Origin of the sequence: Flavobacterium davisii (assembly GCF_042182265.1) — a bacterium.
Lineage (GTDB): Bacteria > Bacteroidota > Bacteroidia > Flavobacteriales > Flavobacteriaceae > Flavobacterium > Flavobacterium davisii.
The window spans coordinates 2,789,176-2,805,577 of record NZ_CP097869.1 but is presented as its reverse complement, the minus strand read 5'-3'; the positions used below and the strand labels follow the sequence as shown (position 1 = coordinate 2,805,577).

Annotated in this window: 15 protein-coding genes; 8 read left to right on the top strand and 7 right to left on the bottom strand. The window is 29.3% G+C overall.

Translation table 11 applies throughout. From position 1 onward, the window contains the following. Nucleotides 1-48: 48 nt before the first annotated feature. The 4 genes from panB to NAB20_RS11970 all read left to right on the top strand — a co-directional run bounded on the left by panB (nucleotide 49) and on the right by NAB20_RS11970 (nucleotide 3,697). Nucleotides 49-867 (top strand): 3-methyl-2-oxobutanoate hydroxymethyltransferase, encoded by an 819-nt coding sequence (gene panB, locus NAB20_RS11985; protein WP_088393601.1) that lies wholly within the window; start codon nucleotides 49-51, stop codon nucleotides 865-867. A gap of 79 nt (nucleotides 868-946) precedes the next feature. Continuing rightward, nucleotides 947-1,639 (top strand): RluA family pseudouridine synthase, encoded by a 693-nt coding sequence (locus NAB20_RS11980; protein WP_375605183.1) that lies wholly within the window; start codon nucleotides 947-949, stop codon nucleotides 1,637-1,639. A 10-nt stretch (nucleotides 1,640-1,649) separates the two neighbouring features. Beyond that, nucleotides 1,650-2,969 carry an aldehyde dehydrogenase gene (locus NAB20_RS11975; RefSeq protein ID WP_127823010.1) on the top strand — a complete coding sequence of 440 codons (1,320 nt, stop codon included), beginning with the start codon at nucleotides 1,650-1,652 and terminating at the stop codon, nucleotides 2,967-2,969. A gap of 8 nt (nucleotides 2,970-2,977) precedes the next feature. Further along, on the top strand, nucleotides 2,978-3,697 hold the full coding sequence (locus NAB20_RS11970) for a hypothetical protein (protein WP_127823011.1): 720 nt from the start codon (nucleotides 2,978-2,980) through the stop codon (nucleotides 3,695-3,697). A gap of 600 nt (nucleotides 3,698-4,297) precedes the next feature. Here NAB20_RS11970 and NAB20_RS11965 read toward each other — a convergent pair. Together NAB20_RS11965 and lpxK are read right to left on the bottom strand one after the other, a co-directional pair. Further along, on the bottom strand, nucleotides 4,298-5,110 hold the full coding sequence (locus NAB20_RS11965) for a purine-nucleoside phosphorylase (protein ID WP_105196866.1): 813 nt from the start codon (nucleotides 5,108-5,110) through the stop codon (nucleotides 4,298-4,300). Next, entirely contained in the window at nucleotides 5,082-6,113 is a 1,032-nt protein-coding gene (lpxK, locus tag NAB20_RS11960; protein WP_375605182.1) for a tetraacyldisaccharide 4'-kinase, read from the bottom strand. Before lpxK ends, NAB20_RS11965 begins: the two co-directional genes overlap by 29 nt. A gap of 319 nt (nucleotides 6,114-6,432) precedes the next feature. On the opposite strand from lpxK, the gene NAB20_RS11955 reads away from it, so the two are divergent. From NAB20_RS11955 to rluF, 4 genes are all read left to right on the top strand, one after another. Continuing rightward, nucleotides 6,433-7,548 carry a Nif3-like dinuclear metal center hexameric protein gene (locus tag NAB20_RS11955; protein ID WP_105196864.1) on the top strand — a complete coding sequence of 372 codons (1,116 nt, stop codon included), beginning with the start codon at nucleotides 6,433-6,435 and terminating at the stop codon, nucleotides 7,546-7,548. Nucleotides 7,549-7,552: 4 nt separating this feature from the next. Next, nucleotides 7,553-8,329: a zinc ribbon domain-containing protein gene (locus tag NAB20_RS11950; protein ID WP_088394549.1), complete on the top strand. Its 777-nt coding sequence runs from the start codon at nucleotides 7,553-7,555 to the stop codon at nucleotides 8,327-8,329. 125 nt (nucleotides 8,330-8,454) lie between these two features. After that, complete coding sequence (locus NAB20_RS11945) at nucleotides 8,455-9,204, top strand: alpha/beta fold hydrolase (RefSeq protein ID WP_240668933.1); 750 nt, start codon at nucleotides 8,455-8,457, stop codon at nucleotides 9,202-9,204. 134 nt (nucleotides 9,205-9,338) lie between these two features. Further along, nucleotides 9,339-10,094, top strand: coding sequence for a 23S rRNA pseudouridine(2604) synthase RluF (rluF, locus tag NAB20_RS11940; protein ID WP_088395048.1), 756 nt, complete (start codon nucleotides 9,339-9,341; stop codon nucleotides 10,092-10,094). 438 nt (nucleotides 10,095-10,532) lie between these two features. Here the strand turns inward: rluF and kdsA are convergent, their stop codons facing one another. The 5 genes from kdsA to NAB20_RS11915 form a co-directional block, all read right to left on the bottom strand. Next, the gene (gene kdsA, locus NAB20_RS11935; protein WP_088393799.1) at nucleotides 10,533-11,351 is read right to left on the bottom strand and encodes a 3-deoxy-8-phosphooctulonate synthase; all 819 of its coding nucleotides are present in this window, start codon (nucleotides 11,349-11,351) and stop codon (nucleotides 10,533-10,535) included. A gap of 144 nt (nucleotides 11,352-11,495) precedes the next feature. Next, nucleotides 11,496-13,079 carry a DHA2 family efflux MFS transporter permease subunit gene (locus tag NAB20_RS11930; protein ID WP_375605181.1) on the bottom strand — a complete coding sequence of 528 codons (1,584 nt, stop codon included), beginning with the start codon at nucleotides 13,077-13,079 and terminating at the stop codon, nucleotides 11,496-11,498. An 11-nt stretch (nucleotides 13,080-13,090) separates the two neighbouring features. Further along, the gene (locus tag NAB20_RS11925) at nucleotides 13,091-14,176 is read right to left on the bottom strand and encodes an HlyD family secretion protein (protein WP_105196862.1); all 1,086 of its coding nucleotides are present in this window, start codon (nucleotides 14,174-14,176) and stop codon (nucleotides 13,091-13,093) included. Between the two features lie 9 nt (nucleotides 14,177-14,185). Continuing rightward, entirely contained in the window at nucleotides 14,186-15,505 is a 1,320-nt protein-coding gene (locus NAB20_RS11920; RefSeq protein WP_105196861.1) for a TolC family protein, read from the bottom strand. Then, the gene (locus tag NAB20_RS11915; RefSeq protein ID WP_105196860.1) at nucleotides 15,502-16,125 is read right to left on the bottom strand and encodes a TetR/AcrR family transcriptional regulator; all 624 of its coding nucleotides are present in this window, start codon (nucleotides 16,123-16,125) and stop codon (nucleotides 15,502-15,504) included. The genes NAB20_RS11920 and NAB20_RS11915 overlap by 4 nt, the downstream gene beginning before the upstream one ends. Nucleotides 16,126-16,402: the final 277 nt, after the last annotated feature.

Genomic DNA, 16,402 nt, shown 5'->3' with positions numbered 1-16,402 from the left:
GCTACATCTATACTTTTTATTACTTTTACCCTCTAAAACTATTGAATTATGTCAACAGCTAAAAGTGATTACAAAAGAGTAACTACAAAATCGTTATTTGATATGAAAGCCAAAGGTGAAAAAATTTCAATGCTCACAGCATACGATTACACCATGGCTAAAATTGTGGATTCGTCAGGTGTCGATGTAATTCTTGTAGGAGATTCAGCTAGTAATGTAATGGCAGGTCATGAAACCACCCTTCCTATTACATTAGACCAGATGATTTATCATGCGTCTTCGGTTGTACGTGCAGCCCAAAGAGCATTAGTAGTCGTAGATTTACCTTTTGGATCATATCAATCCGATTCTAAAGAAGCATTGCGTTCAGCCATTCGTGTAATGAAAGAAAGTGGAGGACATGCTGTTAAGTTAGAAGGAGGTAAAGAAATAAAAGACTCTATAAGAAAAATATTGCAAGCAGGAATACCTGTTATGGGACATTTAGGGCTTACACCACAATCCATTTATAAATTTGGAACTTACACCGTAAGAGCAAAAGAAGATACAGAAGCAGAAAAACTTATAGAAGACGCTAAATTGTTAGAAAAAGTAGGTTGTTTTGCTTTAGTACTTGAAAAAATACCAGCTCATTTAGCTAAAAAAGTAGCCGAAAGTATTTCAATTCCCGTTATAGGAATCGGAGCAGGTAGCGGAGTAGATGGACAAGTACTTGTTTTACATGATATGATTGGCATGACCCATGAGTTCAGTCCTCGTTTTTTGCGTAGATATATGAATTTATATGAAGAAATGACACAAGCAATAGGACAATATGTGGCGGATGTGAAAGCGGTAGATTTCCCCAATGCTAATGAACAATATTAATAATATATACGAACGAAGAGTGAATGTTTTAGTTGCTAACTAAATAAAATCTTTTTGTGTAGTTTTTTCTCATTGAAAAATGAAAATAATTTCAAATAAGAATAACCTAAATGTCCTGTATGAAGATAATCATCTTATCGTGGTTAACAAACGAGTAGGTGACATAGTACAAGGAGATAAAACAGGAGATAAACCTTTATCCGATGTAGTAAAGGAATATTTAAAAGAAAAATACAATAAACCTGGAGAAGTTTTTTTAGGAGTCGTACACCGTCTGGATAGGCCAACAACAGGTATTGTACTCTTTGCTAAAACTTCTAAAGCATTAAGTAGGTTAAACGATCTTTTTAAAAATAGAGCGACTCAAAAAACATATTGGGCAGTTGTTAAAAATAAACCGCCTCAAACAGAGGCTACCCTAGTACATTATTTAAAAAGAAACCCACAAAAAAACACATCTAAAGCCCATACAAAAGAAGTTTTAGATAGTAAAAAAGCTATTTTAGATTATAAAATTATAAAGGAATTAAATCATTATTTTGCTTTAGAAATAAACTTACATACAGGTAGACACCATCAAATACGATCACAATTAAGTGCTATTGGTTGTCCTATAAAAGGAGATTTAAAATACGGATTTGATAGAAGTAATGCAGATGGAGGAATTTATTTGCATGCAAGGAAATTAGAGCTGATTCATCCCGTTTCTAAAGAAAAAATGAAGATTATAGCACCTGTACCAGAAGATATTATTTGGAAAGCAATAGAATAAAAACATGACCATGTACACTATATCTCAACGTAAAAAAGTCTTAAAAAAATTACTAGACAATCTAGTAAAATACGAAAGCGATATGCAAGACGCCTTGTATAAAGATTTTAAAAAACCCCGTTTTGAAAGTATGATTTCAGAAACGGAATATATTATTAATGAACTAAGATATACCATCAGAAAAATAGATTCATGGGCTAAACCCAAAAGAGTTTTTCCCTCATTATTAAATTTTCCCTCAAAGGATTATTTATACTCTGAACCTTATGGTAAAGTTCTTATCATCAGCCCGTGGAATTATCCCATCCAATTAGCTTTTTCACCTCTAATTGCAGCCGTAGCAGCTGGAAATAAAGTAACGCTAAAACCTTCAGAACTTACCCCTAATAGTTCTTCTATACTATCTAAAATTATAAGAGAAACGTTTGATATAGATCAAGTAGTAGTTATAACAGGAGATTATACGATTGCACAAGATTTATTAAGTAAACGTTGGGATTATATTTTTTTTACAGGAAGCGTACCAGTAGGAAAAATTGTAGCTAAAGCTGCTGCTGAACATCTTACACCAGTTACTTTAGAATTAGGAGGCAAAAGCCCGTGCATAGTAGATCAGACAGCGGATTTAAAATTAGCTGCCAAAAGAATTATTTGGGGAAAAATATTTAATGCAGGACAAACCTGTATTGCGCCTGATTATTTAATAGTTCATAAAAATGTAAAAAAAGAACTCATTTCTTATTTAATACAAGAAATACAGATTGCATTAGGTAATTCTATACAAGAATCAGAAGATTTTGCTCGTATTATTAACCTGAAAAATTGGAAGCGTCAACAGCATTTGTTACAAAACCAAACGATATTATTTGGAGGGCAAACAAATGAAACCGATTTATACATATCGCCAACTCTATTAGATGAACCTAGTTTAGAAAGCCCCGTTATGCAAGAGGAAATATTTGGTCCTATTTTACCTATTATTTCCTATACAACCAGAGAAGAATTATATCAAGTAATTAATCGTTTTGAAAAACCTCTTGCCTTATATTTATTTACCAAAGACAAATCTTTTGAAAAAGAATTACTGTCTAAAATATCCTTTGGAGGAGGTTGTGTAAATGACACATTATCTCATTTTTCTAATAATAATTTACCTTTCGGAGGAGTAGGACATAGTGGTATTGGAGCATATCATGGCAAATTAGGCTTTGAAACATTCTCACATCAAAAAGCAATTGTAAAAAAATCAAATTGGATTGATTTACCATTTCGTTACGCTCCCTATAAAGGAAAATTTCAAATGGTAAAAAAAATATTAAAATGGTTATAATTTAAAAAATGGAAACGTCAAAAAAAATTGATTTATATAAAATTATTAAAGAAAGTATAGAACTTTATAAAAAAAATATATTCCTTGTAGGATTTGTTTTTTTAATACTAACAATCGTACTAGTTAGCTTACTTAATATAGCACTAAAAACACTATACAAAGAAGATGATTTGTTAGCATATCTAAAACATTTCAATCCTGAAACATTTTCAATACAAGCTAAATTCTTATATTTATTAGGAGTTGCCATAATTGTGGTTTTAGTAGCACCTTTTAATGCAGGAATATTAAAAATGATGAAAGATACACAAGAAAAGAATGAAGTAAGTATTAAAACTTTTTATTATTATATCAACAGTCCTTATTACTTTTCAATAGCATTAGTTACTTTGCTAATTAGTGGATTAGGCTTGTTTTTTACTACAAGTTTAGAAGTACTAATGGGAGATGATATTATTAAAAATTTTATTTCTTTTTTTGTTTCTATAGCTACCTCCATTCTTACTTTTACAGCATTACCCAATGTTATTTTTAGTGATTTAAAACCAATAGAAGGAATAAAAAAAAGTATCAAAGATTGTTGTTCAAATTTTGGTAAAGTATTTTTATTAATTATTATATCCGTTATTTTAGGTTATTTAGGGATTTTTGCATTTTGTATCGGAATCTTTTTTAGTTTTCCTTTTTATTTTGCTGTGCAATATAAAGTATATGATGAATTAAAGTAATACCATTTTAGTTTTGAAATTACCTAAACCAAAATTCACTACAGAATACACGAATTAAGAGATATTACACGAGGTTATTACAGTAAATTTGTAACCTTAAATGGTATAACCAATAAAGATAAAAAAGATTATCAAAGACACCGCCCTCAAAAGTTAAATACTGTTGGGGGCATTTTTATTTTAAAAAAATAATCAACTATAATGTTTTTTTGAAAAATATCGTTTGCCCTTCCAACCCTAAATCCTCACATACCGTTTGTCACTCCGAAACAAAGAGGATTCATATTATCAGTATTATGTTGTTTCTCTTGTTGTATAAATGATAGATTACGAACTTTTAAGAAAACCTAATTGAGGATAAAAAAATGTTTTTAGATTCAAAGTTCTTATTGTTTATAATAAATTTTTTAGAATGATCTAGTATAAAAAATAACCTCCGTTTTAGAGCAAAAGTCTTAAAGCGGAGGTTAAATCCAAATTCAGATTTATTGAAAAATTTTGTTTCACAACGAAGTCTAATACAGAACCTGGTTTAAAATCAGAAGTTAAAAACTTTGAATCTTGATTTTATTGATAATTTTATTTCTGAATAGACCTACTTTAGTATTGTAAAATTATTTCTTTAATTAATTTGCGTATATGAGGCTCTGTTTTTTTTACTGCTTCTAGTACCTCTTCATGCGTTACGCTATCTATATTTTCAGCATCTCCCATATCTGTTATGACTGAAATACCAAAAGTTTCTAGTTCCATGTGTCTAGCTACTATTACTTCAGGTACCGTACTCATTCCAACACAATCACAACCCACTGCTTTCACCATTTTATATTCTGATAAAGTTTCATAAGTAGGACCTTGTAATGCTAAATAAATTCCTTCTTTTACCTCAATTTCTAAATCATTTGCAATTTCTTTTGCCTTTGCTAACATTTGTCTGCTATATGGTTCGCTCATATTGACAAAACGGGGACCAAAACGCTCGTCATTTTTGCCGCGTAAAGGATGCTCTGGCATCATATTTACATGATCTTTTAATAATACAATAGAACCCACATTGTAGTCAGGATTTACTCCGCCAGAAGCGTTAGAAACAATTAGCTTATTAACACCAATATATTTCATTACTCGTACAGGAAAAGTAACTTCCTGCATTGTATATCCTTCGTAATAATGAAAACGTCCTTGCATAGCGACTACTTTTTTAGAACCAATAGTTCCAAAAACTAATGCTCCCTTATGTCCTTGTACAGTAGATACAGGAAAGTTCGGAATTTCGCTATAAGACAATATAAACTCAACCTCAATATCATCCGTAAAACCACCCAATCCAGAGCCTAATATAATACCATACTCAGGTTCGAAATTAATTTTATTTGTAATGTAATTAACGGTTTCTTGCACTTTTTCCCACATAGTTTAAAATTTCAGATTCAAATAATTTATTTTCGTTATTAAATAAGCTTTTTATAGGTAAATAATATAATTGTTCTTTTGGTAATTTTCCTTTTAAACGCATATAATCTTTTTCTGTAGTTATAATTTTTCTTCCCTGCGCTTTCTCTAAAATAGAGGAAATATCCTTTTGAGAAAAAAGATGATGGTCAGGAAATTCCATACTAGCAGAAGCACATGTATTTAAATACTTAAAAAAAGGTTGAGGTTTGGCAATTCCAGCTACAGCCAAAACAGATTCCTTTAATGTTTTTTTTAAGTCTAATGTTGTATGTTCACCAAAAAGTAAATCATCATAACCTATATAAGTAAAAAAAATAGGCGTATTATATTTAGCATAACGCAAAACCTTCCTTTTTATCTTACTCATGGCAAGTTCCGAAATAGTTGTGGGACATTTAGTGATAATTATCATATCGGCTCGTTTAGCACCACTTCTATATTCCCGTAAATTTCCTGTAGGGAGCATATAATCCTTAAAAAATAAATCATCATAAGAAGAAAGCATTATATAAAAACCAGCTTTTACTTTACGATGCTGATAAGCATCATCTAGTAATATTATATCAGGTTTATCATTTAAAGTTAATAATTGTATAATCCCGTTACGTCTATCGGTATCCACAGCAACTTTTATTTTAGGGAATTTTTGATAAAATTGAAACGGTTCATCTCCCAAAATTTCAGCATTTGAATTTTCATCAGCCAAAACAAAACCTTTAGATTTTCGTTTATAACCACGGCTCAACGTTGCTACCTTATATTGATTAGAAAGTAAACGAATTAGATACTCAATTTGAGGAGTTTTACCGGTTCCTCCTACGCTTAAATTACCAACAGCAATAATTGGAACATCAAAACAAAAAGATTTTAAAATAGCTTTATCGTACAAAAAATTTCGAATATTGGTTATTATACCATATATTATAGAAAAAAAGAAAAGTAGTTTTCGAAGAATTTTCATTGTAATGACAAATTATACAAAGATAATAATACATCTACTAGAAAAAAAAAGTTAGGAACAAAAAGTTAAGAAAGAGAATTTAACTCAAATTATGTTTTAGGAAATTATTACAGAGAAAAATCATTTTTAATTTAAAAAATAGGATCTGTTTTTGTCCTTATATACAATAAAAATAAGGTTTTGATAGAAAATCTCCTATTTTCTTTTCTTTACGCTTTTTATTCATTATAAAATTTATCCTTCCATCTGATGTAAAGTAGCTTATTTCTTTTAGGATAAAATCAATAAATTTGTAAGAAAATATGATATTCAAAGATTTATGGTAATAAATGATATAATTTCTATTTTAGAAGAAATGGCACCTTTAGCCTATGCAGAAGATTTTGATAATGTAGGTTTACTAGTGGGGGATGTAAAAGAAGAAGTTACAGGCGTTTTAGTTTGTCATGATGCTTTAGAAACAGTAATAGATGAAGCTATTATTAAAAAATGTAATTTAGTAGTCTGTTTTCATCCCATCTTATTTTCTGGAATAAAAAAAATTACAGGTAAAAATTATGTAGAACAGGCTATTTTGAAAGCTATTAAAAATGATATCGCTATTTATGCAGTCCACACAGCCTTAGATAATCATCAAGAAGGAGTTAATAAAATTTTTTGTAACGCTTTAGGATTGCAGAATACCAAAATTTTGATTCCTAAACAACATTTTATCCAAAAAATGGTTACTTATACAATTCCAGAAAATGTAGAACAACTTCGTAATGCACTATTTGAAGCAGGAGCTGGAAAAATTGGGAATTATCAAGATTGTAGTTTTAATTCAAATGGGAAAGGAACTTATATAGGAAATGAAAAAAGTAATCCAGTAATAGGTAACTCTTTTGAATTTGTAGAAGCAGAAGAAATAAAAATTGAAGTTACATTTGAAAAATACCGACAAGGAAAAATTTTAAAAGCATTATTTGCAAATCATGTATATGAAGAAATTGCTTATGAGATATATAATTTAGAAAATATCCATCAAAACATAGGTCTAGGTATGATAGGCGAATTAAAGGAACCAATGAACGAAAAGGAATTTCTTCATTTTGTAAAAGAAAAAATGGAGTGTGGGGGAATACGACACACACATTATATAGGAAAAAAAATAGAAAAAGTTGCCGTTTTAGGAGGATCAGGAGCTTTTGCTATTCAAAAAGCCATTCAAAATGGAGTAGATGCTTATCTAACAGCAGATTTGAAATACCATAACTTTTATGAAGCTGAAAACAAAATTTTATTAGCCGATATTGGACATTTTGAAAGCGAAAGATTTACAAAAAAATATATTGTTGATTTTCTTAAGAAAAAAATTTGTAGTTTTGCAAACTATTTGTCGGAAGACAGAATTATATTATCTGAAATAAATACAAATCCAGTTAATTACTTGTAGAAATATGGCAACAAAAGAATTGAATGTAGAAGAAAAATTAAGAGCGTTATACGACTTACAATTAATCGATTCAAGAATCGACGAAATTAGAAACGTAAGAGGAGAATTACCTCTTGAGGTGGAAGATTTAGAAGATGAAGTTGCTGGTTTGACTAAAAGAGTTGAAAAATTAAAAACCGACTTAGAGTCAATAGAAGAACAAATAAAAGGCAAAAAAGGTTCTATAGAAGAACATAAAGAAGCAATTAAAAAATATACTGCACAACAAAAAGAAGTACGTAACAATCGTGAATTTAATTCTTTAACAAAAGAAGTTGAATTTCAAGAACTTGAAATTCAATTGGCAGAAAAGCATATTCGTGAAATGAAAGCTTCAATTGAGCACAAAAAAGTTTCAATAGCTCAAACAAAAGAAAAGTTAGAAGCAAAGGCAACTCATTTAAAACATAAAAAATCAGAGTTGCAGGAAATTATGTCTGAAACAGAAAAAGAAGAAGCTTTTTTATTAACTAAATCACAAGAGTTTGAAGAACAGATAGAAGAACGTTTGTTAAAAGCATACAAAAGAATTCGTGAAAATGTTCGTAATGGTTTGGCGGTAGTATCTATTGAACGTGGAGCTTCTGCTGGTTCTTTTTTTACTATTCCACCACAAACACAAATGGAAATCGCTGCTCGTAAGAAAGTTATTACAGACGAGCATAGTGGAAGAATTTTAGTTGATGCCGTTTTAGCGGATGAAGAAAGAGAAAAAATGGAACAATTATTTGCTAAAATATAATGACACTAAGTCCCGAGAAATCGGGATTTTTTTTTATGAACCCAATTTTTTACTTTACATTTACGAAATCGGTAGGATTATATTTAAATATCTTAAGCTTTTTATTTCCCCAAAAAGCGTTAGACTTGGCATTTACACTTTTTAGTAGTCCACGAAAAGGAAAGTTAAATAAGAATAAACTTCCTCTGTTTTTAGAAGAATCTAAAAAAGAAAAATTAAAATATGAAAATGCTACTTTTCAAACTTATATGTGGAAAGGAAATGAGACCAAAATACTTTTGGTACATGGTTGGGAAAGTAATTCTTCACGTTGGGAAAAAATAGTATTATATTTAAAAAATACAGGAAGTACAATTATAGCACTTGATGCGCCTGCCCATGGACTTTCGCAAGGAAAGAAATTTAGTGTACCTCAGTACAGTCTATTTATTCATGAAGTAGTTCAAAAATACCAACCACAATATTTGATAGGACACTCAATAGGAGGAAATGCTTGTTTGTATTATCAACATGTTTTTCCTACAGAAATTAAAAAAATAATTGTTCTAGGAGCGCCTTGTGATTTTGAAATTATTTTAAATAACTATATTGCTTTATTGAGTTTAAATTCAAAATTAACAAAAGAATTGAAAGAAAAATGGGAACTAGAATATAAACAAAAAATAGAAGATTTTTCAGCCCAATTATTTGTGCAAAATTCTAAAATAAAAGGGCTAATAATTCATGATATTGAAGACAAAACAGTAGCTATAAATGAAGGAAAAAAAATAGCACAAGCTTGGAAAGAAAGTCTTTTTATCGAAACAAAAGAATTAGGACATTCATTACAAGATGAAAAAGTGTTTAAAGAAATTAGTGCATTTTTAATTGAGTAAAAAATGTAGATTTCCTTTTACATAATATAAGTTGAAAATGAATTTATTAAATAAAATCAATCAAATGTTTTTAATAAAGGACCTTTTGAAACATCTAAAAATATAATTTAAACATCTATTACTATCTTTGGCAAATGGAAGAAAATAAGACAAGAATTAATAAATTTTTATCTGAAACAGGTTTTTGTTCCCGTCGTGAAGCGGATAAATTGTTAGAACAGGGACGGATAACTATTAACGGATCAATACCAGAGTTAGGAACTAAGGTGTCTTTAGAAGATGAAATAAGAGTTGATGGTAAGCTTATTCGGGAAAAAACAAGTAAACCTATTTACTTAGCCTTTCATAAACCTATAGGAATTGAATGTACAACTAATTTAAAAGTAAAAAATAATATAATAGATTTTATTAATTATCCCAAACGAATTTTTCCTATTGGTCGCTTAGATAAAGCTAGTGAAGGTCTTATATTCATGACAGATGACGGAGATATTGTAAACAAGATATTAAGAGCTCGTAATAACCATGAAAAGGAATATGTCGTAACTGTTAATAAACCAATAAATGAACGTTTTATACAACGTATGGCAGATGGAGTACCTATTTTAGGAACTGTAACGCGTAAGTGTAAAGTAGAAGAAGTGAATGCTACAACCTTTAAAATAATATTAACACAAGGATTAAATAGACAAATTCGTCGCATGTGTGAATATTTAGGTTATGAAGTAGTACGATTAAAAAGAGTACGTATAATAAACATATCATTAGATATTCCAGTGGGTCGATATAGAGACTTGACAGAAAAAGAAATAAACCAGTTGAATAAATTAATTGCACCTTCTAGTAAAACAGAAGAAGCTAGTTTTTTAAAGTCCAATAAAAAGAATTAAATCCAAATTGAGCATTAGATTTCGTGATGAAGATGAAAAAGCATGCGAATTTTTCTTACAAATATGGTGTAAAAAGCTTAATTTAATACGTATTTTTTTACTTCGACCGAAGGGGAAAGTCACATATCAATGTTATGTGATTTTCCTTTTTTTTGATTATATTATCATAAATAATTTCAAGGTAAGTTTTTAAAAGAAAGGAAAAGTTAAACTTTTTTGAGGTTTTTATCCGCTAAAGCTATAAAATAACCCCATTTATTGAAACTTTTATTGAATAAATGGGGTAAATTTAGAAGTAAGAAGGTTTTGAATCTTGGATTTTATGGATATATTTTATTTTGAATAGCTAGCTTTTAAAATTTATTTAAAACGAAAGAACTAAGTTGTATTAAAATTGCTTTAAAATTACCAAAATTTAGTTTCCCTCTTATAGAAGTATCAAAACTGATTAATGGTTTGTCTAATTGCTACTAATTTTTTCATTAAACTTTCAAAGTAATCTAAATGTAACATATTAGCACCATCACTTTTTGCATTAGCAGGATCAAAATGGGTTTCTATAAATATACCATCAACACCTACAGCTATACCTGCTTTTGCAATAGTTTCAATCATATCAGGTCTACCACCTGTTACTCCTAGTAGTTGATTGGGTTGTTGTAATGAGTGCGTAATATCTAATACTGTAGTGGCCATTTGACGCATAGTAGGTATCCCTCTAAAATCTACAATCATATCCTGATATCCAAACATAGTACCTCTATCCGTAACCATTACATTTTCGTTATCAGAATCTAAGACTTTTTGAACGGCATGTTTCATACTTTCAGGACTCATGAATTGTCCTTTCTTTAAGTTTACTGTTTTTTTTGTTTGTGCAGCAGCTACAACTAAATCTGTTTGACGAACTAAAAAAGCAGGAATTTGTAAAATATCTACAAATTCAGCAGCCATCGCTGCATCTTCGTTTGTATGAATATCTGTAATGGTTGGAACATTAAATTCACGACTTACTTTTTGTAAAATTTTTAATGCTTTTTCATCACCAATCCCTGTAAAACTATCTACACGTGAGCGATTAGCTTTTTTAAATGAACCTTTAAAAACATAAGGAATTTTAAGGTCATCTGTAATTTTTATTAAACGTTCAGCTATTTTCATAGCCATTTCTTCACCTTCTATGGCACAAGGTCCAGCAAGAACAAAAAAATTATTACTGTTTAAATGCTTGATATTAGGAATATTTTCTAAGTTCATTTTTAATTAATTTTTGCAAATATAATTTATATATACGAGTGAAACGGTACTTCAGCAAAAATCATTTTATAAATTATATTTATTGTTTGATGTATTTTTAATCATGTATGACTCGATATTTTCCTTATCATAATCATAACTAATTTAATGCATGACATCAGCAGCACTAATATTAGATTTTCTAGTTTTTATAGCTATTACAATAGGAATACAAATTAAAAATAAAATGCCCAAATACATGAATATATCCATAAAGGCTAATATATTAGATTGTTTTATTACTTTTAATTCTAGGATTTGGTGTGCTTTATTAAGAGCATCATTATAAGAATAGCCTTTTGCAATAAAACTCTTTTGTATCATGGTTATTTGGTTTTGAGTCTGAAAACTTGTTTTATCTAAGTGGTTTACTAAATTAGCTCGATGTTTTTGTCCCCATCTAGAAATGAAAGTTGTGACTATTGCTATACCAAAAGAACCTCCTAATTGTCTTAACATACCTGTAAAAGCAGCCCCATCACCTATATCTTTACCTGTTAATTCGCTTAAGGAGTAGCTAGTTACAGGAACAAAAAGTAATCCTAATCCTAATCCTCTTAAAATTAAAGGCCACCAAAAATGTTCTTCACCAGTATTGGGTGTTAATATAGTGTATGACCAAAAGGCAAAAATAGAGAAACAAGTAAATCCAACAATTAATAAATATTTAATAGATACTTCTTTTTGCAATAATTTTCCAACAAAAGGCATAGCAAAAGCAGTCATTAAAGAACTAGGAATTAATAATAACCCTGATTGAGTCGCGTTCCATCTTAAAATAGACTGTGTATATACGGGTATAACAAAAATTGTGGTATACACTCCAAATCCTAAAATAGTAGAAAAAAGAATGCCTATTTGTAATGAGTTATATTTTAAAACTTTTAAGTTTACAATTGGAAACTCATAAGTTAATTCTCTATGAATAAAAAAGATGAAACCAAATAAGGAAATAATACATAAATTGATAATCGTATTACTATTAAACCAGTCATCTTGTTGTCCATGTTCTAAAACATATTGAAGAGAGCCTACAAAAAGAGATAAATAGATAATTCCTAACCAGTCTACTTGATTTGCCTTTAATTTGATACTAAATTTTGGACTCTTTACATACATTATGGCTAACACTGTTGCAATAATCCCTAAAGGAATATTAATGTAAAAGATGAAAGGCCAAGAAAAATGATCAACTATATACCCTCCTAAAGGAGGACCGAAAGTAGGACCTAAAATGACACCTAGTCCATAAATAGCTTGTGCCATACCTCTTTTTTTAATAGGATAGCTTTCCGTTATAATGGTTTGTGCTGTTACTAATAAAGCACCTCCACCTAAACCTTGTATAAATCTAAAAAATACGAGTTCCCAAATATTGGTTGAATTTCCACATAAAAAAGAAGTAACTGTGAAAATAATAATTGAAGTCGTAAAATAATTTTTTCTCCCAAATTGTTGTGAAAGCCAATTAGTCATAGGAATAATAATTACATTGGCTATTGCATAAGCCGTAATTACCCATGAAACATCGCTTAGAGTAGCTCCTAAGCTTCCTTTCATTTCATTAAGAGCTACATTAACAATGGTGGTATCTACTATTTCTAGTAGTGAACAGAGTATAGCAACAATCGTTACCATAATCCTTCTATAGCCATATTCTACTAGATCATTTGTAGTATCTTGTGTCATTTTTTTTTGAATTATTTTAAGTATACATCTACATGTGCATTCATCCCAGAACGTAGTAATTCAATTTTTTCTTTTTCGTTATCATTTGTGAATTCAATTTTTACAGGAATTCTTTGTACTGTTTTTACGAAATTTCCAGTTGCATTGTCAGGAGGAAGTATAGAAAATTGAGAACCTGTAGCAGGCGAAAAAGAGGTTATTTTCCCTTTTAACTCAAGATCGCCAAAAGCATCTATTTTAATAACGACTTTTTGACCTATTTTCATTTTTCCTAATTGGGTTTCTTTAAAATTAGCTATTACTGATGTTTCTGTGGTATTAACTAGATAGAAAAGAGATTGTCCTTGATTAACTAACTGTCCAGCTTGAATATTTACTTTAGAAACCTGGCCATCTATAGTTGCTGTTACTACGGTGTATTCTAAATTTAATTCAGCAGCATTTAAAGAAGCTTTCGCTCTACTAATATTGGCAGATGCTACTTTTGTTTGTTTATCAGAAACAATTGCTTTAGAGGCTACTACATTTTTTTGATAACTACTAGCTCTTTGTTGATTAGTTAAAATTCTAACTTGATTTTCAGCTTCTAGTTTAGTAGCTAAAGCTTGTTCATATTGTTGTTTTGTAATAGAATGATTTTTATAAAGATTATTATATCGTTCATAGTCATTAGTTGCGCGTTCTAAACGAATTTTAGCCGTTTCAATTGTTCCTAATGCTGATGCTACATTAGCATCTGAAGCGGCAACACTTGCGTTAGCACTACCAACATCAGCTTTGGCCACTTCAAATGTATTTTCTGCTGCAATCATTAAAGCTTTCGCTTCTTCTACTTTGACCAAATAATCTCGATTATCAATTACAAATAATGTGTCGCCTTTTTTGACAAAATCATTGTCTTTAACATATACTTTTGAAATATAACCAGAAACTTTAGGGATAATTGGTGTTATTTTTTTCTCTACTTGTGCATCGTCTGTCTCTTCGTGTGTTTGAGCATGTAAATATTTACTAATACCATAGCTTCCACCACCAATTACTAATGCCCCTAGTATGATTGCGAATTTTTTATTGATTGCTTTTTTTTCAGTTTCCATAAGACGAAATTATTTTGTTAAATTGAATGATGTAATGAGTTGACCAGATGTAGCTAACATTTCATAATATTTTAAAAGGACATTTGCTCTAGAATTAGCATAATTTATTTTTGCATTTAGTTGTTCAACATCAGCATCAATGAGTTCTGTTACTGTTGCTAAACCATTATCATGTTTGTCTTTAACTATTCTGTAATTTTCTGTTGCTTGCTCTATAGCTTGCTGATATACTTTATTTTGGTTTTGAGCAAGATTAAAGTTTTCTATACTTTGTTGCGTTTGGATTTTAATACCGTCTTTTAATAAATTTTGGGTAATTTTTAATTCTTCTGCTTTATTTCTAGCTGTTTTTACTTCTTTTGAAGTTTTATAAAGAGAACTCAAATCGTATGAAATTCCGCCACCTATGTTTATTGCATTTGTAACATTTATGACATTTTGTAAACTCATAGCTATATATCCAGCAGATAAGCCTATTTTAGGATAATAATTACTCTGCGCGACTCTTATATTGTTTTCATTGGCTTTTTGTAGATAGCCCAAAATTTCTAAATCTTTTCTATTTTCTAAAGCATCTTTTTCTTCAATCGTTTTCGAAATAGGGGATTGTCCATCAAATTGATGTTCGTCAATTCCTATTTTATAGCCTTCGGGTAAATTTAATAACGTAGTTAATGCGTAGTTTGTAATATTTACGTTCTTATTTGCTTCTTGTAAACTTAATTTTATTTTAGCTAATTGTAATTGAGACTTTAATAAATCATTTCGAGCAATAATGCCGTTTTTTTCCATATTGATAAAATCTTTTACACGTTGCTCGGTACTTTTAATGTTATCACTTATTAATTCTACAGATTTTAATGCTCTGTATAGTTGAGCATAGTATTCAATTACTTTTAAAGAAACATCTTCTTTTGTATTAGATGATTTTGCTTTTTCAGCTAAATATAAATTTTCTGTTGCTTGAATACTATTTCGTATTTTTCCACCAGCAAATAAAGGCAAATTCGCATTGGCTTGACCTATCATAAATTGATTAATATTTGCAGGGTTTACTGAAGAATGAAATGGTAACTTTAGTTTTAGATCAACAGTAGGTTCTGTAATATAAAAATATTGTCCACCTATTTTAATATCAGGATATTGATGATCTTTTGCCTGTTGCCATTCTAATTTTTTAGTATCGACTTTTGTTTGAGCTAACAAAATTTCATTATTATTTTTTTCTAAAAGTATTAAAGCTTCTTTTAAATTTAAATTGGTTCTTTCTTGTGCATACCAACTATAATTTACCAGTATTAATAGGGGGAGAAATTTATTCGCATTCATTTTTTTACTAGTGATTTAATGACTTGTTTTATATGTTGAGTAAGTTCAATATTTATATAACTTTCCCATTGGTTTTCATCTTTTATACCTATTAGTTTTTCATAAAAAGAACGACTATTATAAAAATGAAAATAAGTACCTAATATAGTAGGTGCTACTAAAAAAGTATTTACATTTTCTTTAAATAATCCTTTTTCTTGTCCTTCTTTTATCACTCTATTTAACTCAATATAATTGCCTTCTTTAGCTTGATTAATCAATTCAAAATCAATCTTTCTTTTTTGATTGCTAAATTCAACATTTATAATTTGGTAGATAGACTTATTATGATGTATTAATGCAACATAAAATTCAACTAAATTGTCTAATTTTTCAAATGGATCTGTTTCACTATTTCGAATATTTTCCATCTGAAAATTTAGTCCAGCTGAACGATAAAGTACAATTCCTTCTAATAATTTTTCTTTTGAGCCAAAGTAATAAGAGATCATTGCAACATTAATGTTCGCTGCTTTGGCTATATCTCTTACAGATGTTCCATCAAAACCTTTTTCAGCAAAGAGTTTTTCAACAACTTCTAGTATAGCAACTTGTTTATCATTAAATGGATGTGTTCCCATGGTTGTAAAATTTTTTGCAAAACTAAATGATTGATTGATTTAATCGAATGTTTAATCATATTTTAACTTTTTTTTAACATTTATGTTTTCTTGATGAACACATAAACAGACTTTTAATTGTTTTATCATATAACTCAAAAATTGAATTATATCAAATTATATATTTAAACTTTTAATGAAGAGGCTGATAAATAAATACATGGATTTTTTTTAATGAATAAGGTGAAATGATTATTTTTTAGATTGAAAGTCGTTGTGTTTGTAATAAATTAGATTC